17 protein-coding genes are annotated in these 23,248 nt (G+C 63.6%); 6 read left to right on the top strand and 11 right to left on the bottom strand.

Annotation, left to right across the window (positions count from 1 at the left end; all coding sequences use genetic code 11):
* Positions 1 to 453: 453 nt before the first annotated feature.
* A complete protein-coding gene (locus E3T34_RS11755; protein WP_134343085.1) occupies positions 454 to 924 on the top strand; it encodes an N-acetyltransferase in 471 nt (156 codons plus the stop codon).
* 169 nt (positions 925 to 1,093) lie between these two features.
* Here the strand turns inward: E3T34_RS11755 and E3T34_RS11750 are convergent, their stop codons facing one another.
* Together E3T34_RS11750 and katG are read right to left on the bottom strand one after the other, a co-directional pair.
* Positions 1,094 to 1,603 carry a DinB family protein gene (locus E3T34_RS11750; RefSeq protein ID WP_134343084.1) on the bottom strand — a complete coding sequence of 170 codons (510 nt, stop codon included), beginning with the start codon at positions 1,601 to 1,603 and terminating at the stop codon, positions 1,094 to 1,096.
* 419 nt (positions 1,604 to 2,022) lie between these two features.
* The gene (gene katG, locus E3T34_RS11745) at positions 2,023 to 4,335 is read right to left on the bottom strand and encodes a catalase/peroxidase HPI (RefSeq protein ID WP_134343083.1); all 2,313 of its coding nucleotides are present in this window, start codon (positions 4,333 to 4,335) and stop codon (positions 2,023 to 2,025) included.
* Positions 4,336 to 5,006: 671 nt separating this feature from the next.
* Between katG and E3T34_RS11740 the strand changes: the two genes are divergently transcribed.
* Positions 5,007 to 5,924 (top strand): S41 family peptidase, encoded by a 918-nt coding sequence (locus tag E3T34_RS11740; RefSeq protein WP_166785897.1) that lies wholly within the window; start codon positions 5,007 to 5,009, stop codon positions 5,922 to 5,924.
* 127 nt (positions 5,925 to 6,051) lie between these two features.
* Here E3T34_RS11740 and lepB read toward each other — a convergent pair whose 3' ends face one another.
* Complete coding sequence (lepB, locus tag E3T34_RS11735; RefSeq protein ID WP_241977404.1) at positions 6,052 to 6,810, bottom strand: signal peptidase I; 759 nt, start codon at positions 6,808 to 6,810, stop codon at positions 6,052 to 6,054.
* A gap of 210 nt (positions 6,811 to 7,020) precedes the next feature.
* Between lepB and E3T34_RS11730 the strand changes: the two genes are divergently transcribed.
* Genes E3T34_RS11730 through E3T34_RS11720 form a run of 3 tightly spaced genes read left to right on the top strand, consistent with a single transcriptional unit; the run spans position 7,021 to position 11,518 of the window.
* On the top strand, positions 7,021 to 7,497 hold the full coding sequence (locus E3T34_RS11730) for a DUF2975 domain-containing protein (protein ID WP_104099213.1): 477 nt from the start codon (positions 7,021 to 7,023) through the stop codon (positions 7,495 to 7,497).
* A complete protein-coding gene (locus E3T34_RS11725) occupies positions 7,497 to 7,769 on the top strand; it encodes a helix-turn-helix transcriptional regulator (protein WP_104099214.1) in 273 nt (90 codons plus the stop codon). Before E3T34_RS11730 ends, E3T34_RS11725 begins: the two co-directional genes overlap by 1 nt.
* Positions 7,766 to 11,518, top strand: a complete 3,753-nt coding sequence (locus tag E3T34_RS11720) for an SCO7613 C-terminal domain-containing membrane protein (RefSeq protein WP_134343081.1) — start codon at positions 7,766 to 7,768, stop codon at positions 11,516 to 11,518. Before E3T34_RS11725 ends, E3T34_RS11720 begins: the two co-directional genes overlap by 4 nt.
* Before the next feature lie 87 nt (positions 11,519 to 11,605).
* On the opposite strand, the gene E3T34_RS11715 is transcribed toward E3T34_RS11720, so the two are convergent.
* From E3T34_RS11715 to E3T34_RS11700, 3 genes are all read right to left on the bottom strand, one after another.
* Positions 11,606 to 11,974 (bottom strand): hypothetical protein, encoded by a 369-nt coding sequence (locus E3T34_RS11715; RefSeq protein WP_134343080.1) that lies wholly within the window; start codon positions 11,972 to 11,974, stop codon positions 11,606 to 11,608.
* A gap of 329 nt (positions 11,975 to 12,303) precedes the next feature.
* Entirely contained in the window at positions 12,304 to 12,537 is a 234-nt protein-coding gene (locus tag E3T34_RS11710; protein WP_158250188.1) for a PLDc N-terminal domain-containing protein, read from the bottom strand.
* Positions 12,538 to 13,189: 652 nt separating this feature from the next.
* Positions 13,190 to 14,737 carry a bifunctional UDP-sugar hydrolase/5'-nucleotidase gene (locus E3T34_RS11700; RefSeq protein WP_134343079.1) on the bottom strand — a complete coding sequence of 516 codons (1,548 nt, stop codon included), beginning with the start codon at positions 14,735 to 14,737 and terminating at the stop codon, positions 13,190 to 13,192.
* A 656-nt stretch (positions 14,738 to 15,393) separates the two neighbouring features.
* Between E3T34_RS11700 and E3T34_RS16975 the strand changes: the two genes are divergently transcribed.
* Complete coding sequence (locus E3T34_RS16975) at positions 15,394 to 15,828, top strand: SOS response-associated peptidase (RefSeq protein WP_134343078.1); 435 nt, start codon at positions 15,394 to 15,396, stop codon at positions 15,826 to 15,828.
* A 210-nt stretch (positions 15,829 to 16,038) separates the two neighbouring features.
* On the opposite strand, the gene E3T34_RS11685 is transcribed toward E3T34_RS16975, so the two are convergent.
* The 5 genes from E3T34_RS11685 to E3T34_RS11665 form a co-directional block, all read right to left on the bottom strand.
* Positions 16,039 to 17,694, bottom strand: a complete 1,656-nt coding sequence (locus tag E3T34_RS11685) for an ABC transporter ATP-binding protein (RefSeq protein WP_198412286.1) — start codon at positions 17,692 to 17,694, stop codon at positions 16,039 to 16,041.
* Positions 17,695 to 17,835: 141 nt separating this feature from the next.
* A complete protein-coding gene (locus tag E3T34_RS11680; protein WP_134343076.1) occupies positions 17,836 to 18,792 on the bottom strand; it encodes an ROK family protein in 957 nt (318 codons plus the stop codon).
* Between the two features lie 85 nt (positions 18,793 to 18,877).
* The gene (locus tag E3T34_RS11675; protein ID WP_241976918.1) at positions 18,878 to 21,358 is read right to left on the bottom strand and encodes a glycoside hydrolase family 2 protein; all 2,481 of its coding nucleotides are present in this window, start codon (positions 21,356 to 21,358) and stop codon (positions 18,878 to 18,880) included.
* Entirely contained in the window at positions 21,355 to 22,290 is a 936-nt protein-coding gene (locus E3T34_RS11670; RefSeq protein ID WP_134343075.1) for a carbohydrate ABC transporter permease, read from the bottom strand. The genes E3T34_RS11675 and E3T34_RS11670 overlap by 4 nt, the downstream gene beginning before the upstream one ends.
* On the bottom strand, positions 22,287 to 23,222 hold the full coding sequence (locus tag E3T34_RS11665) for a carbohydrate ABC transporter permease (protein WP_134343074.1): 936 nt from the start codon (positions 23,220 to 23,222) through the stop codon (positions 22,287 to 22,289). The genes E3T34_RS11670 and E3T34_RS11665 overlap by 4 nt, the downstream gene beginning before the upstream one ends.
* Positions 23,223 to 23,248 lie beyond the last annotated feature (26 nt).

Raw genomic sequence — 23,248 nt, 5'->3', positions numbered from 1 at the left:
CCGAGAAGGAGGAACCCGCAACCGAACTCGGCGCCCTCAGCGCCTAGAAATCCAAGAATCACGCGGCAGACGCGTTACACCACACATTTGGACTTGACCCTGTGGAGCAGGTCTAATGACGGGGCTTCGCCGCCGGTGTACTCGTATAGCGACGGGTCGGCCAGAACGTCGACCATCCCAGCTGCATGGTCCACCGCGAGTGGTTCAAGCAGGAGCCGCTCAGAGCAAACGGGTTCAGGTTGAGGCCAATCCATCTCCTGAGAATGGCACAGGCGCGGTTGGACGAATCACCTGGGCCATTGGTGGAGCGGATCTCGCCCCAACGGGGACGCGCTAAGCGCGAGAGATCGGGGGCCTGTGCCTCACCCAAGAGTTCATGCCCTCGTGCCTGTCCGCGCCCCGCCCTCGGAATCCGTCGGTGCAACTCGACGGTCGGCCTGGAAGAATTGAGAGATGACCGTAACCCTTCAGCGAATCCTCGCCAGCGACTTCCCGACGTGGATTGAGCAAAGCAGCGCGGAGTACGTCGGTGACTTACTTGCCCAGGGTCGATCACACGAGGAAGCTCGGCGAATAGCGGTCGAGAGCATGGCTCGTTCGTTCCCGGAGGGCACTCAGAGCCCCGGCAATGAGGTCTTTCACGTCACGAACGAGGTTGGTACGGCAGTGGGATACCTGTGGATCGGGCAGGATGTCACCACCGACCCGGGGGCGTGGTGGGTCTGGGACGTTTTCATCAACGCCGACCAGCGTGGCCACGGTCATGGGAGAACAACGATGCTGCTCGGCGAAGAATATGCACGCTCCCACGGTGCGCGCTCTCTCGGCCTCAGCGTCTTCGGATTCAACACCGGCGCCAGGCGACTTTACGATTCCCTCGGCTACGAGACAACCTCGGTGAAGATGCTCAAGAAGCTCGACTGAGCATTCTCTTCGCTAACGCTGGTTGGCGTCACTGCAGGGCAGCGTCGAGATGGACACCCGTAGGTGGAACCCGCAACGCGACTGGTCAACGGCCGATCACCGAATGACTAAACGGATCGATGCTTTTCCAAGACGTCTCCTCTGGCGAGGATTCTGAAGTCTCGGTTCGCTATTCGCCGACCGTGCCGTCGATCGCTTCGCGCAGAAAATCGGCGTGGCCGGCGTGGCGGGCGGTCTCCTCGACAAGGTGCAGCAGCACCCATCGGAGCGAGAAGTTGCGGCCATCGCCCAGCGCCTTGACCGACAGCTGATCCAAGCCTGTCGATTTGGACACGACTGCCCGGCTCCGATCACAGGCTTCGCGGTAGCGACTCCGCAACTGCACAGGATCGAGAAGAGCGGCAGTGCGGAACTCCCAATTCGGGTCGTCGTCCCAGTCGACGCTGGCCCATGGCTCTCGATCAGGGAGGCCAGCAAAGCGGACCTCCATCCAGTCCTCTTCCACCAGCGCCGGATGGTAAAGCAGGCCCGCGAGGGTGAGTTCGGACGGGGAGTGCTTTTGTGCCAGGTGCTCCCGGGTCAGGCCGTCGGTCTTCGAAAGCAACGTCTCACGCTGATAATCGAGGTACTGCGTGAGCATGCCGAATTCCGCGCAGTTGGGATCAGGATCGATTCGCATTCGCTCATCCTGCCAGGGAGCGGAGACGCGTCGCTAGGCGAACCTCTACCGGTCACGCGCATTCCTCAGCGGGACATGACCCCGGAAGGCTCAGGCCTTACGAGCCGCCACAGAGAACATCAGCGGCACCCTCTCGCGATTCGAGGCCAAAGCAAATCCGGCCGGCGTCTCTACGAGTGGGGGCAACGGCTTCCAGGGCATAGCGGCCCGTCCACCCTCGCAGGCCGTCGAGGTGCGAGTGTGGTCGACCACGTGCTGCCCGCGGAGGTTCCTTGGCCGTCCCCAGCCTGATCAATCCGTGCAACGTTCGGCTCGCGGCCTCAAGCGTCGTTCGGTCAAGGCCTCGACGGCTTGGAGGCTCAGCGCGTGACCGCGCCGTGCCTCCACGCCGTCAGCTCGCCGGGACGCGACCTCCGGGGTCAGGCGGCCATCGCCCCGTAACGCTTGTGGCCCTTGACGTCGTAGCGGTCGAGCATCATGACCTTCGACCAGACGCGGATGAATTCGCGGACGAACCGCTCTTGCCCGTCGCTGCCCGCGTAGGCGTCGGCGATCGACCGCAGTTGCGCGTTCGAGCCGAATACCAGGTCATTCCGGGATGCCCTCCAGCGAGCCTCGCCGGTCGCCTGAACCCGACCAGTGAAGGTCATCGCGGTCTCGTCGTCCTTCGTCCAGATGAGGTCGGTGTCGGTCAGATTCACGAGGAAGTCGGTCGTCAGGGCTCCGACGTGATCCGTGAGCACACCCACGTCGGACCCGTCCCAGTTGCTGCCGAGCACGCGGAGCCCGGCGTGCAGGACGGTCCACTCCGGTGCGGTGAGAGTGAACAGGTTCGCCTTGTCGAGGAATGCCGCCTCGGGCGCGACGCCCGGAGCAAACTCTTCGAAGCGCTCCGACACGAAGTTGCGGAACCCGTCCGCAATGGGTCGCAGCCACTCGAACATCTCGATGTCGGTCAACTCCTGCGTCGTGTCGACACGGCCTGGCGTAAACGGCACGCTGGCGTCAGATCCTGCTGCCCGTGCCGCTTGCTCCACGGCGGCGCTGCCGGCGAGGACGATGAGGTCGGCGAGAGATACCTTCCGTCCGTCCGACGTCGCGGTGAAAGCCGCCTGCACGTTCCGCAGCGCGTCGATGACTGGGACGGTGCGTCGGTTGACCGCCCAGTCTTTCTGCGGCGACAAGGCCAGGCGGGCACCGTTCGCCCCTCCGCGCTTGTCGCTGTCGCGGTAGGTCGAGGCGGCGGAGAACGCCGTGTAGACGAGGTCGGACACGGACAGCCCGGTCGCGAGGACGGCTTCCTTGAGCGCTGCCACGTCGGCCTCGTCGAGTGAGGATCCTGCTGCGTCCGGGAGCGGGTCCTGCCAGAGCAGGTCGTCGGCGATGGTGACCTCCGGGCCGAGGTACCGGTGCTTCGGCCCCATGTCGCGGTGCGTGAGCTTGTACCAGGCCTTCGAGAACGCGAGGGTGAACAGATCGAAGTCGGCCAGGAAACGCTCGCATATGGCCCGGTACTCCGGGTCGACCTTGAGTGCGATGTCCGAGGTCATCATCATGAGCGGGTTCATCTGACCGGGTACGTGGGCGTCCGGAGTCTTCGGCGCCTCCGGGTCAGTCGGTGTCCACTGCAGCGCGCCGGCCGGGCTTTTCGTCTGCTCGTAGTCGTACGCGAACAGGTTCTCGAGGTAGGCGTTGTCCCACTGTGTCGGGTTCGGAGTCCAGCTGCCCTCGATGCCGTTGGTCGAAGTGTGCTCGGCACTGCCGGTACCCACCGGGTTGTGCCAACCGAGCCCCATCGACTCGATCGGGGCTTTCTCGGGTGACGGTCCGATGTCGGATGCGGGTACCTGGCCGTGGCTCTTACCGAACGCGTGGCCACCGGCGATCAATGCCACCGTTTCCTCGTCGTTCATCGCCATCCGCGTGAACGTGATGCGAATGTCGCGTGCTGAGCCCAGCGGGTCGCCGTTCGAATAGGGCCCCTCAGGGTTGACGTAAATGAGCGCCTGGTGCGACGCGGCCAGGGGGCTCTGCAGGTCGTAGTCCGCGTCGCCGTTCTGACCATGCCAGCGTTCGTCGCGGCTCACCATCTCGTCAGGGCTCGCGACCGCGTGCGGGTTCCAGACCTCCGGGCCCCACCAGGTGCCGTCGTCCGGTTCCCACGCATCGAGTCGTCCACCACCGAAGCCGTACGTCGGCAGGCCCATCAACTCGAGGGAGCAGTTGCCGGTCAAGACCATCAGGTCGGCCCACGACAGAGCGTTGCCGTACTGGTGCTTGATCGGCTGTAGGAGTCGTCGTGATTTGTCGGTGTTGCCGTTGTCCCACCAGCTTCCGATTGGTGCGAACCGCTGCATCGCGGTGCCCGCTCCGCCACGGCCGTCGGCAATTCGGTACGTGCCGGCGGCATGCCACGCCATTCGGATCATCTGTGGACCGTAGTTGCCGTAGTCCGCCGGCCACCAGTCGACCGATGTGGTGAGCAGTCGCTTGATGTCCGACTTGAGCGTCGTGAGGTCGATCGTGGCGAAAGCCGCCGCGTAGTCGAAGTCCGCGCCGAGCGGGTCGGCGTCTACGCCATTCCGGTGGAGAAGCTCAACCCGGAGACGCTGCGGGTACCAACTGTCCAGGGTCGGCGACTGACCGAAGGTGCCACCGAGGTGGTCGCCACCTGCTGGCAGCGCACCGCTCATGTGGAAACTGCATGTGTTGGTCTGGTCGTCAGTGCCCATTGATGCTCCCTGTGTGCTTTAGCTGGATGAGAAACGGTGTCGTCGGGGTCACAATTTAACGATCAGCCGCCGCATCGCAGCAGCGTCAATCTGTGGTGCAGCGATGCTTCGACGCTGCTGTGAGGCGGTGCGTCGCGGGCTGCCGACGTGACGGGAAGCCCGATAGAAAGATCGTATTCCCGCAAGGTGTGCGTGGCATGCCAAGAAAGTGACTGACTTCTAGACGGCGGTGGTGCGGTGGCCGAGCGCACGACGGCCAAACATAATAAAGCCCTGCGCCGATTGCTGCGGTGCGGGCGATGCGAAGCCCGGTGAAACCGACGCCGGAGGATGGGGGCTGTCGAGAGCTTGATTTCCGCGAATCGTGTTCCGCTCGCGGTGACCTGGGAGCACCCCCGCCAGAGGCTCCTAGTGGGGAACGGTCAGCGGGTAGCCGAGTCGAGGTGTTTTAGGACGCGGCGCAAGTAGGTGCCCCCTATGCTTGCGGCAGAACAGGACAAGTCGCTCCATGGCGAGCGGGCTTTATATTGGGGAGACGTGCCATGGCTGCCAGTAGATGCTCTGGTCTCCGCTCTCTCGTTCTAGTCGCACTGGCCTTCGGCCTGACTGTTCCTGTGACAGGTTGCGTGCCGGCCGTGCCAGGCAAACCTCCGCCTTCGGGAAATCCCGCGGTGCGCGAATACGTGGAGTCTGCCCTCGACTTCATGGATGAAAACGGCCTCTACGCCACTCGCAGGAAGTGGAAAGAAGCTCGAGCTCTCGCATCGGTGAGCGCGTCCTCCGCAGAGACCATCGCGGAAACCCACAGTCCACTGATGCGGGCAGTGTCGGCCGCCGGAGGAAGAGTGCATAGTCGCTTCGTCCTGCCCCCAGGCCAGTTGGGCTCGGTCCAGTTGCCGCCGACGGGCGAGAACCGGCCAGTCGTCAGCTTTGCCACGGGTAGCATCGCTGCCATCGATGTTCCCTGGTTCAGTAGCAGCGACACGAGAGAAGGCCAGTCCTACATCGACGCTGGTGCGCGGGGGATTTCAGACGCAGAAACGCGGGCACGGTGCGGGTGGATCGTGGACCTGCGCGGCAATGGGGGCGGCAATTCCTTTCCCATGCTCGGGGCTGTGACGCCATTGCTCTCCCAGGGCACCGTGTTGTCGTTCATCCGCCGGAATGGCAAGTCGGAAGTCGTGCGCATAGATGGCTCCGCCGTAACATACGAATCGGACGGATCAACCGAAACGCTTGCCACGTCACCCGTGACCGGCTCATCGCAAGCCGGTCGGAACATCGCCGTCCTGCAGGGTCCTGAAACCGCCAGCGCAGGCGAGTCGACACTCCTGGCATTCCGGGGTCAATCGGGCGTGCGCACTTTCGGAGAAACGACGACCGCGGGTTTCGCGACCGGGAACACGTTAAAGACGATGTCCGACGGCGCAGTTATCGTGCTGACGGTAGCCCGCATGGCGGACCGCACTGGGCTCACCTATCCAGACGGTATCGACCCCGACCAGCAAACAGGCGCCGCGGCCCTTGGCGAGGATCCGACCTGGGCCGGCGCGATCGACTGGCTCAACGCGAACTGCGAGCATCCGTAAGGCGGACGTCCATGGACGCAGAATCGGCGCCAACCCGCCGAATTTTCGACATCTCGGGGGAGTGGCGTTTGGGAACGGCTATCGGGAATCCCTCTCGGTCATGGGACGAAACCCTGAGTCGTGTGCATCATCGGTCCTGGCCAGTCTCTCGGAAGGTGTTCGGGTAGTTGTCGAGCCAGGACCAGTGACCGACGGGCCAGGTGATCACGAACGCCCGGCCGACGACATTGGTAATGGGCACGAAACCCTTGCTGGGCGTGGTGGTGTGGAGCCTGCTATCCGCCGAGTTGTCGCGGTTGTCGCCCTCGACCCATAGAGAAACTGCGGGGACTGTCACGGTGAAGTACTTCTCAGGAGAACGCGTCGTCCCGGAAGATGCTTTGAGGTAAGGCTCGCTGAGAGGCGCATCGTTGACGGTGATGTGGCCGGTGGCGTCGCAGCAGGCGACTTTGTCGCCGGGCAGGCCGATGACGCGTTTGATGAGATGGTCGTTCGTTTCTTGCGCGCCCAGGCCCACCTCGGAAAAAAACCATCGGATGCCATCGGCTACAGGATTGCCCGGCTGGACAGTGTCGTGTTCGGTTGCGCTTAGCCATCCACCGGGGTCTGTGAACACAACAACATCGCCACGGGCGATGGGGATGAGGTCGGGGACGAGTTCGTTGACCATGATTCGGTCTTTGACTTGCAGGGTGTTTTCCATCGATCCCGAAGGGATATAGAAAGAGCGAATGAGGAATGTTTTGATCAGGAACGATATGAGCAGGGCAACAAAGAATATGACGAAAAGGTCTCGGAAGAAGCGCACGATTCCGTGCTTACGGTTGGAATCACCCTGGGTTCTCTTGTCCCGCCTCAGGCGCATAAGTACGTCGTGATTCGTCAACTTTCCCCCTGCGCTGATGCTGCTGGGTTCAGTGTCACCCCTCTGCACTCCCGAACTCTTTTGCGGAACCCTCACCGGGACACCTCCACGGCGTCGACGGTTACGCCTTCACGCGTTGCGGTTAAGCCGCAGGGTGCCGTGGCTTCCATTCAGCGCAGGCAGGATGTATCGTTTGTCGATAGCAGAGCACCGATTATCGATAGGACTCACATGCACAAGGCAACCATCGTCTCGTTGAAGGCCCTCATCGTCGCGATGATCGTCCTTCTCCTGGCCTGCCAGCTATTCATGGTCCCCGGTGTGGCACGGCAGTCCGCCGAGACCTACGCAGACCTCGGCTATCTCCAGACGCCGGGCATCATCGTTGCCGTGCTCTTCCTGCTCTGCGTGCAGGTCGTGCTCGTGTGCGTGTGGCGGCTCCTGTCAATGGTGCGCACGTCCGTCATCTTCAGCGACAACGCGTTCTTATGGGTCGACGTCATCCTCTGCGCCATGGTCCTAGCGACCCTCCTCATCGGGGTGTCGATGGCCACCCTCGCATCGGCGAATGTCGCCTCCCCATCGGTGATGCTGCTGTGCGCACTCGGCGTCGTCGTCGGCGCAGGACTCGCTCTGCTGATCCTGGTGCTCCGGGGACTCCTGCGAAACGCGCGACAACTGCAGCAGGACCTGTCGGAGGTGGTCTGATGCCCATCGTCATCAACCTCGACGTCGAACTCGCCAAGAAGAAGATGTCCGTCGCTGACTTCGCGGCCGCGATTGACATCACGCCGGTGAACGTATCTGTGCTCAAGAACGGCCGGGCCAAAGCGGTGCGCTTCTCGACCCTCGACGCGATCTGCCGCGTACTCGAGTGCCAGCCCGGCGACATCCTCATCTGGGTGCCGGACGACTCGGGGCCAGATGCCTCGGATCCGCACAACCCGGCGCGAACGAGCGATGCGGCGGAAGCCTCGTGAGCACGCCTGCCCCGATGAGCCAGTGGAGCGACATCGCCGTCGCGCGTCTTCTGGACGATGCGTCCTGCCCGTCCTGCGGGGTCGATGCCCTGCAGAACAGGCGCTGCCGCAACTGCGGCGCCGACCTCAACGGGAGAATCGGCCTCGAACTCTGGAGCGCCTCCCGGGACGCGGCCACCGCCCTGCGAGCGCGGCAGGCGGTGCTCGAGCGTGTGCCGCGCTTGCTCGCCGAGCCGTCTGGAGCCAGTGCAACCGAACCGTCGCCGGCGGCGACTCCGCCAGCATCTGCCGCCCTCGCTGCGCCCGCCGCAGCCAGCCCAGCTGCCGCTGATCCGCGCTCGAGCGCCACAGTTCAGTCGGTGCTGGCGGTAGCGGGTGCCGGGCTGTTCGCGATCTCGGCGATCGTCTTCACCTTCTTCAACCCCGACCTCAGCGATCGTGCGCTGCGCAGCGTGATCGTCGGCCTCATCACACTCTTGTTCCTGGGCGGCGCCTGGCTGCTCGCGCGGCGCAGGCTGCAGTTCTCAGCGGAGGCCGTCGGTGCGCTTGGAATGCTGTTCGTCGCCCTCGACGTGTACGCGCTTTCCGAACTGACCGTGAGCGGCCTCAGCCCGTGGGTGTTCACTGCGGTCGGCACACTCGCCAGCGGCTCGGTCATGGTGGCACTGTCGCGGGTGGCGCGCATCCGGACCTGGCTCTGGATCTCCCTGCTCGGCCTTTCCGTGGTGCCTTCGATGCTCGGGTACGCGGGCGGCACCGTGTTGTCGGCTGTCATCGGACACCTCGGCACCGCATTCGTCGCTCTCGCACTCGTCGCACTCGTCCGCGCCACGGCACGCAGATTCGACGGGCGCCTCCGGGCGGAACAGGTGACGCTGACGGTGGTGCAGGTGGTCGCCGTCGCAATCGTGCTCGCTCAGGCGAGACTGATCGAGGCCGACAGCACCACGGGATACTGGCTCGGGATCTGCGCCATCCTTGCCGCGATTGCGGTGCTCGCCGGCCTCGCCAGCCGCTATCTCGCACGCGGTCTCTGGAGCTTCGTCGCCGGGGCTGCCGGCGTCGCCGCATTCACCGGGCTGCCATTCGCCCTCGACCTCGGGGCCTATGGCGCCGAGCAGTGGTACTTCGCCTTCATCGCTGTCGCGGGCGCCGCAGGACTCATCGTCCTCGGCGCCCTGGCCCCGACCCCGGCGACGATCGAGCGGCGACGGTTCACCGGCGGCGCGTTCGGGATGGCCGTGGTCAGTGTCCTGGCGACGGTGCTCGTGGCGCTGTTGATCGGCGCCGCGAAGGTGCTTGGTTCCTTCAACGGCTCCGATCTCGTCGCCTCAGTGATTGACACAGGCGGCGTGCTCGCGGTCGTGCTCGGCCTCGCCGCCGGTGCCATTGGCTTCGGGGTCTTCGCCGCAATCACCCTGCACCGGGACATCGCCCAGGCGCCCCTCGCGAACGGGGGCGCAGCGCTCGCTATCTGGCTGGCGGCGCTCTCAGGGCTCGTGGTCGTCTGTGCCCCCGGCCTCTTGCCCTGGGCTCAAATCGCGATCGCCCTTGGGCTCGCGGTGGCCACGAGCGCCGCGCTCGTTCTCGTCCCGGGCATCCGGGCGGCTTCGCTCCGCTTTCGCCTTCCCCTGATCCTCGCGGCTCATGTGGCGGTCCTTCTCGCCGGCATCATCTCGTGGACCGACGTTCGCCTCGCGGCGTGGGCGGGCATCGCAGTCGTCACGGCCATCATCGCGCTCGCGCGACCCGTGCCCGCCGGGACTCGTTTTCTCCACGTCGCTGTCGGCTACGCCTACGCCCTCGTGGTCGTGGCGACAGCGCTCGGACGGCTCGGCATCGGCACGATCGCGCTCCTGTGCCTCACCACGTCGATCGGGCTGATCGGCGCAATCGTCGCGACCGCCCTTCCGCAAGTAAAACCCGCAGCCTGGTACTCGATCCTGGTCGTGACATCCGTGCCCTTTGTGATCGGCGTGATCCAGGTGGTCTTCGAGCGCAGTGGCTGGACCGCTTTCTCAACCGGCATCATGTTCCTGCTTGCGATGACCCTCCTCGTTTCCCGCCGGCCCGGACTCGGCATCGTGCTGCGCGCGATTGCCGCGGGCCTGCTCATCCCGTCCCTGGCCGTCGTCGTCGTATGCCTCGGCGCCCAGGTGCTTGTGGGCAGCGCCTCACCCGTGACGCTGCCGGTCATCGCAGCGATCGTCGCTCTCGCGCTCCCGAGCACTGGGGTGATTCGCTCGGCCCTCAAGCGACGCGGCATCGGCGAACCGGACGCCACGGTCGCGCGGATCGCCCTCGAGGTGTCTGCCATGCTCACCGGCGTAATCGCCGTCGGGCTCGCGCTCATCCGGGTGGCGGCTGGCTTGCCGACGACATTCCTCGTGCTCGTCATCCTCGCCCTCGGCGCAGCGGCGACATCGTTCTGGGCGAAGCGCCGCTACGGATGGTGGACCGCGGCTGCCTGCCTCACGGGAGCCTTGTGGTGTGTGTGGGCTCTGATCGGTATCGGCCTGCTCGAGCCATACCTGCTCCCGCCGAGCCTCGCAGCCACGACCATCGGCCTGCTCCTCACCGCGCGCGGCGCACAAGGCGTGCCGCTGTACACCGGCGGGCTCCTCGTCGCCGTCGTGCCGACCTTGGTGGTACTGGCGGTGTCGGAGGCAGGTGAAACCGTCGGTGCAGCATGGCGCGGCTTCGGGCTGGTCGCCGCGTCGTGGGTGCTGCTCGGGCTCGGCCTGCTGCTCGACCGGTGCGTGTCGCCTCGCGCCGAACGGCTGCGCACACTCTGCACGCCGACCCACGCGGTCGCGATCATCGCCGGGGCTGCCGGGGCTATCCAGGGCGTGCGCTTCGGCGTCGGTGCCGACGTGGTCCAGATCGCAGGAATACCGTTGGTCGTGGTGTGTCTCGGGATTGGCCTGGCCGGCGCCGTGCCAGCTGCCGCAGCGGCGCGGGCCATCTTGTCCCATGCCGAGATATCTCAACCGGCGCGCATCCGAGGGTGGTCTTTCGGTCGCCTGTCTGCTCGCTGGCTTTATGCCCCCGCCGCCCTGTACGTCGGGCTCGCTACCTGGACGGCCATCGAACGAGACTGGTTCACGATCTGGCTGATGTGGTCGCTCATGGTCGCCTACCTCGCCGCCATGGTCATTGTCGCGGTGCGGCTGCGAAACGGGCGGACAAGCCTGCCTCCCGTTTGGTTCATCTTCACGCTCGCGTTCGTCACTGCGATCGTGGCTTGGAGTCCGCGTGACTTGCGAGTCGAGTGGTTCTCGCTGCCCCTGGGCCTTTTCCTACTCTTCGCCGGCGTTGCCGCCATGCGCGGCAGGCAACGGGATACAGCTGACACCCAGCGCGGCACGCTCAGTAGCTGGCCCGCCCGCTGGCACGGCTCGTGGCCGCTGCTCGCCCCCGGGCTCGGCGTGATGTTCCTGGCCTCGATCCTCGCGACTTTCACCGACCCCCAGACCTGGCGGGCCATCCTCGTGATCGCGATTGCGCTCGTCGCCATTCTCGTCGGCTCGAGCCGGAAACTCGCGGCACCCTTCCTGCTGGGCATTATCGTGCTGCCCATCGAGAACATCTTCGTGTTCGTGGTGCAGATCGGCCGCGGCATCGAATCGGTGCCGTGGTGGATCACGCTGGCCGTCGTCGGCGCCGTGCTGCTCATCATCGCCGTCACCTATGAGCGTCGAGCCGGGGACGACAACAGCATCGCGGCGCGATTGGGCGACCTGGCATGAATTCCGCACGCCGAGGCGCCGCTGAGACGTAAAGGACGGCGACAACGGATACGAGAGCGACTGCAGTGTCGCCGGATTGATAGTGCGCTACCCGAGTGGGGCCGAGCCAAAATGTAGATAGTCGGGACCTGTGTAGTCGAAAATTGTGACGCTGTGAATCTCGTCCATGTGTTGACTTCCCCGAATCTCGATCTCTTGCGTACTGGCTGATGCCATGACGGTGGAGATGTCATAACTGAGGCCGCCATCGGTGGTCCAGGCGCTATCAGTGTTCTTGACCAGCTCCCCTTCATTGAGGTAGAGCCTCAAGTTCGGAGAGGCTCCCGTGCTGAAGTCGCTGAGGGTCGCCCAGACAGTGCCATCGCTGCGACGTTCGATCTCAACGGAGCCGACGGTCTCGGTCCATTGAGTCACGAATTGCCCTGCAAGCGGGAGTTGCCGCTCGAATCCGCTCATTCCGGCGGAATTGTTTTGGCTCGTCTCCGTCGTCGGAGACGTTGAAGGCGTTGAGGTTGGCGTTGGCGTTGGCGTTGAAGCTTGCGATTCAATGCTCGGATTCGGGGCGCTGCCACAGCCGCTGGAGCAGAGCACGATCACCCCAGCCAGCACTAGTGCCGATGTCTGACGCAGAGCGAATCGCATGCGCTCGAACCTACCGGTCAGGCGGCCGTTGCCGGCGCATTCGGATACAAGGAGTTTCACAGAGGTTGTTCGCGCTACAACGCCCTTCCTGCCCCATGGGCAGTCACCCAACCCCCTCCGCGAAGAGAAATGAAGGTCGAGGTCTACCGAACCTTGTGTGTGAGTCGAAGGCCGAATGGGTGTGGCCCGGCGAGGTACCAAACGAGCGCGCCGAGCAGAGGCGCGAATACGACGGCGATCATCCAGAGGGCCTTCTCCACCTCGGACAGGTCGCGGGTTCGCGCAATCTGGACGATGGCGTACGCGATCGCAGCGAGGTAGAGGACGGCGACGACGGATGCGAGAGCGACTGCAAGTGCGGCTGGACTGTCCACCACGGTTCCGTTCGTTTGGATACTTCAAGATAGGGCCCCAGTGAAGATGCGTCTCCGGAACCTCCTGTGGGGGACTTGCACTCGCTACTTACCGGCAGCGGGCCCGTGACCTTCCGTGGGTTGGCTCGCCTCAAGAATGGCGCTCTTGCGCCGCCCCCAGCGGATGAAAAGCCCCAGAGCCACGAAGACCCCAACCACAACGAGAACCTGGACTACCACCCAGAAGTTCCACCAAAAAAGAGCACTGAATTCCATTTCGCCCCCCTCGATTCGCGGACACCTGAGTGCCCTACTCAGCGCGAGCCTACGACCGCGAGGTCGTTCGGGGAAATATGCCGTCGATTGCTTCGCCAGGAGGGAACATCCGGAGCAGCTCGTAAGACGAACGCTTCATTGGCACGGAATTCGCCGCCAGGGCTCCGAGCCGACGTTGACCGGCGGGGTGCCATTTCGGAACCCTTATCGGGACGGTCTATCCCTCAGACGGTGAGATCTTCCCAAACGAAGTTTGTGGTCTCGCCCGATTTCCAGGCTTGACGAAGAATCGCATAGGCGACTGATGCCAACGGGTGCGCGCTGGTCACGAGCCAGCCCTCGCGGTAGTGAGCTTCCTTGATGAACGCCGTGCGCGAGGCCGCCGATTTCGGCGTCGGTCTTACGGCAGGACGGTGATCCGTCCCTCCGTCGTCGCGTCGACGACGCCGAGCGACTTTGCGTGGGCCATGATCGCCTCCGCGTCGCTTGGCGCTCCCGAAGCTGGGACCAGCACTGATCCTCCCGAGAACCCGGCGACGCCGTCGCCGCCACCGACGACGTAGTTTGTTACCGCCACCGAGTACGTGGATCCGACGTCGATTGGTTCCCCGGCGACCCGGACGTCGCTGACGCGTGAGCCGACGGCAGCACTGGGGGAGTAGGAGTAGGAAATCCCCGACACCTGGGGGAAGCCGCCTCCCAGAATGTCCACGTGTCCAACGCCCTGCTCGAGTGCTGCGACGATCCCGGCCCCGGACGCCTGCACGACCATGACTTTGTTATCGAAGGGTGCGATGGAGTACGCGTCCCGCGTGGTGAAGTCCGGCCCTGGTGCCTCTGCGCGCAGGCCACCACCATTCATCCACCCGATCTGGGTGCCGTGGTACGCGCGGAAGGCATCCGCAACCCAGTTGCCGAGAGCTGTTTCCTGGCGGCGGGCGGCGTTCTCAGGGTTGAGCAGCGGGGTCTGGACAGTGGCGAGGACCGTGGAGAGGTTGGCCGCCATATCGGCCTCGTAGAACTTCTCGAGCTGGCGCAGACTCGGGTCCGGGGTGACCGTGTGGTCCACCTCGATCACGGACGGGGCGACGATGTACTCGCCGCCCTCTTTGGTGATGTCGAGCCGGATGAGCGAGCCGATGTTCCCCTCGGGAGCCATCAGAGGGACCGCGCCGGAGTAGGAGATGACGGACTCGTACTCAGCCATCTCCTCGCCGAAGATGGCATCGATCTCCGGTACGGCCTGCGCCAACACCCGGTTGTCGTCCATCGAGTGCTGAGTCACTGCCACCACGACGTCCACCTTCTCTGTCGCTGTCATGTCAGCCACGGCGGCCCGTGCGGCTTCGACGGGATCGGTCTCGTCGAGCTGGTCGCTGGCCAAGGTCGTATCGATGGCGTCGGTCAGGCCGATGAAGCCCACTCGCACCTTGCCGATGCGCTGGACCTCCCACGTGCCTCCCGCCACGAACGGCTCGCCCTCAGCGTCGACTAGGTTGGAGGTGATCCACGGAAACTCCGACGCGGCAACGAGCTCGCGGGCGATATCGATCCCGAAGTCGAAGTCGTGCTGGCCGAAATTCGCGAGGTCTACGCCGATCTTGTTGAAGGCGTCGACCATCGGGAACCCCTTGTAAAGCCCGCCGAAGAGCGTGCCTCCGGCCAGATCGCCGCCGAAGACGACGGATGTCGCTGGATTGTCCTCACGCACCGTGTCGATCGCAGCGGAGAGACGGGCGACACCGCCGCGGTCCTGTCCGCCGGAGAGTACCGGTCCGATCTCGTGGGCGTCGTTAAAATACAGCAGGGTCGCGGAATTCGACGCGCGCGGGTTGGCGGCATCGGCGCCCTGATCGGGCGGGGCGGCCTGGGCCTGGGCCGGTGCAGACGCCGCCAGTACTATCGCAAAGGCCGGAATGGACAGGAGTCGGATCAGGGGGCGCGTCAAGGTGTGGTCCCTTCGAATTCGGAGCGTGCGTACCCGACCAAGGTCCCCGCAGGGTGTGAACGTGACCTCTCCTGCCAAGGTCATTTCAACGTCCTACTGATTAACAACTGACTTCACACTTTCCAGCGCGGCGGCTTCCAAAATAGCGGAACTCCTGATGGTCTGGTTTTTACTACACGGTGCAAGAACGGTGACGCCGACCGCGGACTTTCGCACTCTCCCGGTAGGTCAGGCGGCTCGGGGGCGGGTTGATGAGGGCGTCCACGATTTGTGGGGTGAGGCGCTGCAGGCCGGAGATGGCATTTATTCGTTGGCGCCACAGGGTTGAGCGTAGTTCGGCGAGGTCGTCGCCGTGGGTGGGGATGTACCAGCACCAGATCTCGTTGTAGATCCAGAATGAGAGCGCATCGGCTGCTCAGATGCTGGCGGGTGATGTGCGCGTAGTGTGACCGGCATGGACGACGACCTGGGTGTGCCGAACTGTCAACGATGCTTGGTCCGTATGGTGATCTTGGGCACCGATGAAGGCCCTTTCTGATGCTGCCTGGAGTGCGGATTCGTTCGCTTCGTGTGACGTTGGCCGTCCTCGCACTACCCAGACAGCGCCGGGTTGATCCCATTGCTGACGAAGCCGGGGGAGAGCTAGTTTCAACTGCATGTGCGGCAGATACGTGGTTCCCAATACGACAGACGAGCTGCTGAGCCTCTTCGACGCCACCGGCGCCAACGCCGCCGACTGGAAGCCCTCGTACAGTGTTGCGCCCACCGACCCGGCACCTATCGTGCGGGAATGGACCCGTGATGAAACAGTGCAGCGGGACGTGGACCTGGCCTCGTGGGAATTGAAGCGAGGCTGGGCAAAGCCGGGAGGCCCGGCCCCCATCAACGCACGCCTGGAATCGGTGGCCAGCAACGGCATGTTCCGCAGCCCGTTTGCCAGCCAACGGTGCCTGGTGCCTATGCCCGGCTACTACGAGTGGCAGCAAGATGGAAGACGGGAGACAGCCCTACTTCATCCACGGCGATGGCGATGTGCTGGCTGCGGCCGGCCTCTATGCGGCGATCGCGGAAATGGGGAAGGTTCCGGATAGTGCCTTGCTTTAGAGCCAGACACGCTGGTCTTACTTCGTGATGTGGTCTGAGCAGCTATGCGGGAACAACACGAATGCGGCGATATAGAGTACCTACTTTCATCCGCGTTTTCTGAACCAGGGTGAGGTGACTCTGCGCTGACAGGCGCACCGGTTGAGGTCTCAGGCTGGGGCCTCCCTGCTTGTGCAATTCGGTTCGAGGAAGATTAGTTAGGCCGCGGCCGACATCTCTGCGTAAGCTCCACCCGCGGAAAGGAGCTGTTGGTGGGTGCCCACTTCGACGATGCGGCCGGCGTCGAGAACTACGATGCGGTCCGCGTCACGGATGGTGCTGAGCCGGTGCGCGACGATAAGGGTGGTCCGCCCGTGACGAAGGCGTTCGAGGGCATCACGGACTTCGGCTTCCGTTTTTGGGTCGAGAGAGGCGGTCGCCTCGTCCAGAATCAGCAGTCGCGGATTACGGATCAGCGCGCGCGCAATTGCTAACCGCTGTCGCTGACCGCCGGAAAGCTGTGCGCCGCGCTCTCCAACGGGCGTGTGCCATCCCTCTGGCAAGTCGAGGACGAATTGTGCGTTGGCGGCGAGAAGCGCATCCTCGAGCCGTGTGTCGCTCGTCTCGGGCAGTCCGTCAAGAACGTTGTCTCTGATGGTGCCTCTGAACAGGACGGGCTCCTGAGGGACAACGGAGATGAAACGGCGGGCGGTGCGCATGTCGAGCGTGCTGACGTCGAGCCCATCGAGAAATACGCGGCCGTCGGTTGGCCGCAGCAACCCGAGGGCGATACGTGTGAGGGTGGATTTTCCCGACCCGGAAGGACCGACGAACGCTACCGTCTCTCCCGGCCGGATCTGAAGGCTCACATTGGTGAGAACATTGTGTTCGCCATAGCGGAAGGTGACCGATTCGAAGTCGATCCGACCGGAGGTAGCGAGGACGACCATCTTTCCCTCGTTGTCCTCGATGTCCGGTTCGGTCAGGACCTCAGCTATGGATCGCCGGGATTCCAGCCCTCGGGTGATAATAGGCGCGGTTTGGAACGCGCCGGAGATGGATCCAGTGAGTAGAGCGAAGTAGGAGCTGAGGAGGACAACTTCGCCTACGGTGATCGGAAGGAGACCGGTCATGGCGACGATGGCTGCTCCGAATAGGCTCCCCAGGGTGATGAGCTGGTAGCTACTCCATGACAATGCGCCGAAACGGCCGTTGAGCCGATCCAGGGCGACTCCCGCAGTCTCGACACGGCGTGCGGCATCTACGACTCGCCCCACGGACACGCCTTCGAGACCGTGGGCTCGAGTGATTTCCAACAGGGAGGACATCTCTCCCACGGTCGAGGACATGGTCTCGACGTCGCGTCGGAACGAAGCGTTGCTCTCGGCTGTTCGGCGTCGCAACCAGATGATGAGAGCGGCTGCAAGGGGGATGGTTAGTGCGAACACCCCCAGAAATTGAGGCACTCGCGCTGCGGTTACGACACCCGCGCCGATGAGGATGGTTATGGCATTCAGAAGCGGGCCGGATGCCTGTTGAAGCATCAGCTCCAAGTTTTCAACGTCGCGTACTACCTTCGTTTGCACGATCGACGCGCTGCCGCGGGCGTGGTATTCGAAAGACATGAGTTGAAGGCGCACCGCCAGCGCTTCCCGGAGCCGAGAGCCCATCGAACGCACCGCGGACGAATACAGTCGGACGTAGATGTTGTTGGCGGCGATGTTCGCAATGATGGTGGCCGCCCCGACGGCGGCCGGCAGGATCAGCGCGTCTGGTGCCTTCTGGTCAACTAGGGCGTCGACGACTGCCGCCGTTACAAGAGGAAGGAGCCACAGAGGGCTTTCTTTCACAACAAAGGCTGACGCTGCGACCATTATGCGTCCGGCCGCCGGACGCAGGGCCGAGCGAAGGAGCTGGTCGGGTCGGATCTCACAAAAGGGTGCCATGGTGCTCCGCATGTTGTTGGTGACCGGTCGTGGGATGTCAGAACCTACCCAGGGATGGATGGCGGAGAGTCAGAGGGTTGAGGCTAGCGTGACCTCGCCAGGGTGACCGATCAAATGTGGTCGGTGGATGAGGGCCGCAGCGCCGATCAGGGGGCCGTCGCTGCCTAAGCCTGACGAGAGGATCGCGACGTCGCGGGAGTAGTCGAACACCGCATGGTCGCGCGCCGATCCGCGGACTATGTCCAGGTAGGAGGGGGACACATGGGAGAACCCTCCGCCAATTGCCACTGCCTCAAGGTCAAGGAGTGTGGCGACGTTCGCAATAGCGCGTCCCACGGCTGCTGCCGAACGCTGAACCGCGGCGATAGCAATGGCGTCGCCGGCGCCTGCTGAACGTCCAAGGTCCTCACCGGTCTGCCCTGACCACCCGTGCCTCCTAGCCCAGTCAACGCTTCTGAGTCCGGAGGCGATCCCTTCGAGTGTTCCGCCGTCCGAGGTCCCGTCGTCCGAGCGGTCAAGGTGAATCTGCCCGATGTGGCCAGCGTTGCCGGAGCGGCCGAAGACTATCCGGCCGTCCAACATGATGCCGCCGCCGACACCGGTCGACACAACAATGCTCATGGACGATGAGGTCCCGCGGGTCGCACCAATCCAGTGTTCGGCGAGGGCGAGGCACGTGCCGTCGAGGCGCAACTCGACAGGACGGTCGGGGACGAGGTCTTCGACGAACGAGCGGACTGGGAAGCCGCGGAGAAGAGGCAGGTTTTTCGGAAGGATCATTCCTGCGGCGAGATCGACGGGGCCTGCGGATCCGATCCCGACACCGACGATCACCGTGCCGCCCGACTTCGCAGTGGAGGCCATCACGCAGCCCTCTAGTGCAAGGCCGAGGCCGTGTGAATCCATATCCCGGCCGGTCGGGACGCGGTGCCTGCTCTGGGCGACGATGTGTCCGTCATCGTCGACAAGAGCAGTCTCGATCTTGGTTCCGCCGATATCGATTGCAAGCGCGAGTGAGTTGGGCATTGGTGTTCCTTAGGTTTGTAACGCATCCGGGCACACGAGGCCCGGCGGATGGGGGCATCCGTCAGGCCTCGTGTGTGACGGTGAACTAAGCCCAGTCCGCCACGAGCTGGTTGGCGGTGCGAAGTACCCGGTCTGACACCAGTTGGCGAAAATCGATTGGGCGGTCAGTAGTGACATGTAAGGTGACGGACTCGCCCGGGAGCAGGGTGACGAGCTGATCGTCTACGACTGCCTGGGGGTCGACCTTGTCGATCAGCAGAGTGATGTCGCGGACGAGGTTGTCCGCTGTCACCGTGACGTCCACACCTCCGTCGACCGTCTTGACTGTGGTCGACAGGCGGGCGGCTTCGAGGGCGGAGTCGCGATACTCGGCGAAGAACCAGAATGCACGCGTGTCACCGAAGTCGACGACCAACAGCTCATCGTTAACGTCTCCAGGTGTGCCGGTCTCCTCATCGATCGCGATCGTCGCTGCGGAACGCGCGTCGACGTGCACGTCCTGCCGGTTCTCGGCAAGGACGGTCCCGTCGAACCGTAGGCGACGGATCACGTACTCACCATCCCAGTCCTCGGCGCTGTCGTTGACGGCGACGGTTGCGAGAGAGTCTGCGCGTGGCTGGACGGTCAGAAGGCGGTCCTGGTAGACGTGCTTGAGCGCGTAGAGCAGCGGTTTGGCGACACCGTAACCGTCGATGGCGGCCCAGGACGTGACCGGCCAGCAGTCGTTGAGCTGCCACACGATAGAGCCCATGCACCGAGGACTCTCTGATCGCATGTGCTCGATTGCGAGGGTGACTGCGAGCGCCTGGTTGAGGGACATGGCCCAGTGCCAGTCCTCGGTGTTGTCCGGAAGGGGTAGGTGCGCGACGAGGCCGTCGGTGAGCTTGTCGTTGCCGTCCGTCGCCTTTTGGTGATGGATCATGCCGGGCGACTCCGGGGTGAGGGGGTTGTCAGAAATCGACCGTTGGATGCTCGACCAGGATGCCGGGCCTTGCCAGCCGAACTCAGCGACGAATCGGGAGTGGATGTCGCGGTAGGCCGGGTAGTCAACTCTGTTCCACAGCTCCCACAGGTGCACTGATCCGTGGTTGTAGTCGTTGGCAAAAATTTCCGGGTCGCCCGACCAGGGGCTTCCAGGCGTGTAGGCGCGGCCGGGGTCGAGTTCGGAGACGAGGCGGGGGAGGAGGTCGAGGTAGTACCCCAGCCCCCAGGTGCGTCCCTGCAGGCGCTTGGCCCATCCCCATTCCTCGTAGCCCCAGATGTTCTCGTTGTTGCCGTTCCAGAGAGCCAGGCTCGCGTGTGGCATGATCCGAGTCACGTTGTCGCGGACTTCAGCTTCGACCTCGCTCCACAGCGGCTCCTCCTCGGCGTAAGAGGCGCAGGCAAACAGGAAGTCCTGCCAGACCAGGATGCCGCGCTCGTCGCAAAGTTCGTAGAAGTCGTCGGACTCGAAGTAGCCGCCACCCCAGATGCGCAGCAGGTTCATGTTGGCGAATTCCGCCTGGTCCATTCGCCGTGCCAGGCGGGCGCGGTCGACGCGGGTGATGAAGGCGTCGTCCGGGATCCAGTTCGCGCCTCGGATCCATACCGGTTCGCCGTTCACGACAAATCGGAAGGAGGAACCTTCAGCGTCTGGCTCAAGTTGCACTTCGATGGTGCGGAAGCCGATCCGGGTGGTCCAGGTGTCGACGGAGGCGCCGCTCACGCTCGCGTCCACGGCGAGGTCATACAGGGGCTGGTCTCCGAATCCGCGTGGCCACCACAGATCAACGTTGGCGATGGCAATCTCGACTGTTGCTGTCGTGCTGCCAGCGGGGATGGTGGCTGAGGACCTCTCCCCGGCGATGCTTGCCGTGAGGACGACTGGTTCGTCGGAGGTGCGGTCGATGGCCACGTTCACGCTGACTCGCCCGGTTGACTCGTCGACGACCACCACGGGTCGCACCGTCGCCAACCGTGCGGTGCTCCAGGCGTGCAGAGATACGGGCTTCCAGATGCCGACGGATGCCGCATCCAATCCCCAGTCCCAGCCGAAGTTACAGGCGGCCTTGCGGATGGCGTTGAAGGGGTGGGTGTAGGTGTGCGGCCGGTAGCCGATTTCGAGGCTGGCCCGGTCGGCTTCAGCAACGGGGGAGGCGAAGAACACGGAAAGCTCGTTCGGTCCATCGATGAGAAGTTCATCAATCGCGAGGCGGTAGGTGCGGTGCTGGTTGCGGGTGGTAGCGATCTGATGACCGTTGAGGGTTACCGTGGCGATAGTGTCCAGTCCCTCGAAGACCAACTCGTGGCGGTCGTGCCCGTCGGCAGTCCACTCGAATGTTGTGGTGTATTCCCAGTCGCTTTCGCCGATCCAGGTCACCTTCTTCTCGTTCTGATCGAGGTAGGGGTCGGGGATCAGGTTCGCGGCAAGCAGATCGGTGTGTACCAGTCCTGGGACAGTTGCGGGGAATGACTTTCTGGCTACCGAGGAAGGGATGGGGCCGCGCTGCGCGCGGACGCTCCAGCCGTCGTGCAGGGGGCGCACGGCCGCGCTTATGAGAGTCGGATCGGTGATGGTGTCGGTCACTTTGTTGCTCCTGAGGTGAGTCCGTTGTAGATGAAACGCTGAAGGAAGAGAAAGGCGATGAGCGTGGGAACGATGACGAGGATGGTTCCGGCGGCGATGACTTCCCACTGCGCCCCGAATGGGCCCATGAATCGGAAGAGGGACGTGGAAATCACGCCAAGATCCCGTGAGGGCATATAGAGGAAAGGGATGTAGAACTCGTTGTAGACGGCAATGCCCTTGATAATCACGACCGTGGCAACGGCGGGTCTTAGCAGCGGCAGGATGATTTTCCAGTACACGGTGAATCGACTGGCACCGTCGAGCGTGGCGGCCTCATCGAGGGAGATCGGGATCGACTGCATGAACTGCAGGAAAATGTAGATCGCGACGATATCAGTGCCGGTGAACAGAAGGATGGCCGACCATCGGGTGTTGAAAAGATCGAGGGCGTTGATGACCTGGAAGGTCGCCACCTGGGTGGTAACGGACGGGACGAGGGTCGCGAGCAGAAACAGTGCGGTGACCAGGGACCGGCCGCGGAATCGGAACCGGTCGATAGCGTACGCAGCCATGGTACCGATGAGCACAGTGCCAGTGATCGAGATCACGAGGATGATTGCCGTGTTCACGAATCCGGTGATCATGTCGCCCTGGGTGAAGGCGATGACGAAGTTGTCGAAGTTGAACCAGTTGCTCGGGGGAACGAGGGGACCCGTGCTCCGATACTCCGCAGACGTCTTGAAGGCGAGCATGAATATCGTCACGATCGGAATTAGCGCGAACAGGCAGGCGATGACCAGGGACGCGTACTTGCCAAGCCGGCCGAAAAATCCACCTGCACGGCGTCGCCGACGGGGGCTCTTCGTACCCGAACTCCCAGACGCTGCGATTGCGTGGTCCGTCACGGGCAGTCCCGTGGCGTCCACTGGGCTGGGCTGGGTGCTGGTCATTCCTGGCCCGCTTTCTCGTCGGGGAAGACGCGTCGTTGCACTGCGGTAATGATGAGGACAATTGCGAGGAGGACAACAGCCATCGCCGAGGCGAGACCTACCTTGGAGTAGCGGAATGCGGTGTCGACGGTTTGGATGACGAACGTCTCAGAACCGTTGGCACCGCCGGTCATGATGTAGGGCATTTCGAACGCCGAGAGGGCACCCGCGATGGCGAGAATGAACGACAGGCCCAGGATGCGCCGGATGCTCGGCACGATGATGTACCGGAACTTGTCCCAAGAGTTCGCCCCGTCCAGATCAGCCGCTTCGTACTGCTCCGCAGGAACGGATTGGATGGCGCCGAGGAAAAGTACGAAGTTCAACCCCATGTATCGCCACACTGAGGTCGCAGCCAGCGACGTGTTGACAACCGACGGATCGCCAAGCCACTGCGGGGTGTTCTGCACGCCGAAAGCGCCGAGGACGGCGTCAAGCGTCCCGTCAGGACGGAAAAAGTACAGAAACATCAGCCCGATCGCGACACCGTTGATCAGGTATGGGAAGAAGATAACGCCCTTAAAGAAGTTACGGAACCGTGTCTGAAAGCTCAGCAGGGCCGCGAAGAACAGCGCTAAGCCGAGTTGGGCGATGGCGCCGGCAAGGTAGAAGAGGCTGACCAAGAAGACGCGGAAGATCTCCGGTTCAGTGAAGATTTTGATGTAGTTGTCGAGCCCGACCAAGCTTTTCTCTGGATCAAGGCCGTCCCAGTCAGTGACGCTGTACCAGAACATATTCGCGACGGGGATGTAGGTGAGAACGATGAGGAACGCAAGCGGGACTGCCAGGAACAGCCACGGCGTGATCCGTCGGCCGGCCAGCCGCTGTTTGCGTTCCGGCCGGATCCGTTTGCTGGCTCCCACCTCGAGGGAAGGAGTGTCGGTGATCGACATGTCGATCCTTTCGGCATCTTCGGGGG

Source organism: Cryobacterium sp. TMT1-62 (assembly GCF_004403145.1).
Lineage (GTDB): Bacteria > Actinomycetota > Actinomycetes > Actinomycetales > Microbacteriaceae > Cryobacterium > Cryobacterium sandaracinum.
This window is presented reverse-complemented; position numbering and strand designations above follow the sequence as displayed.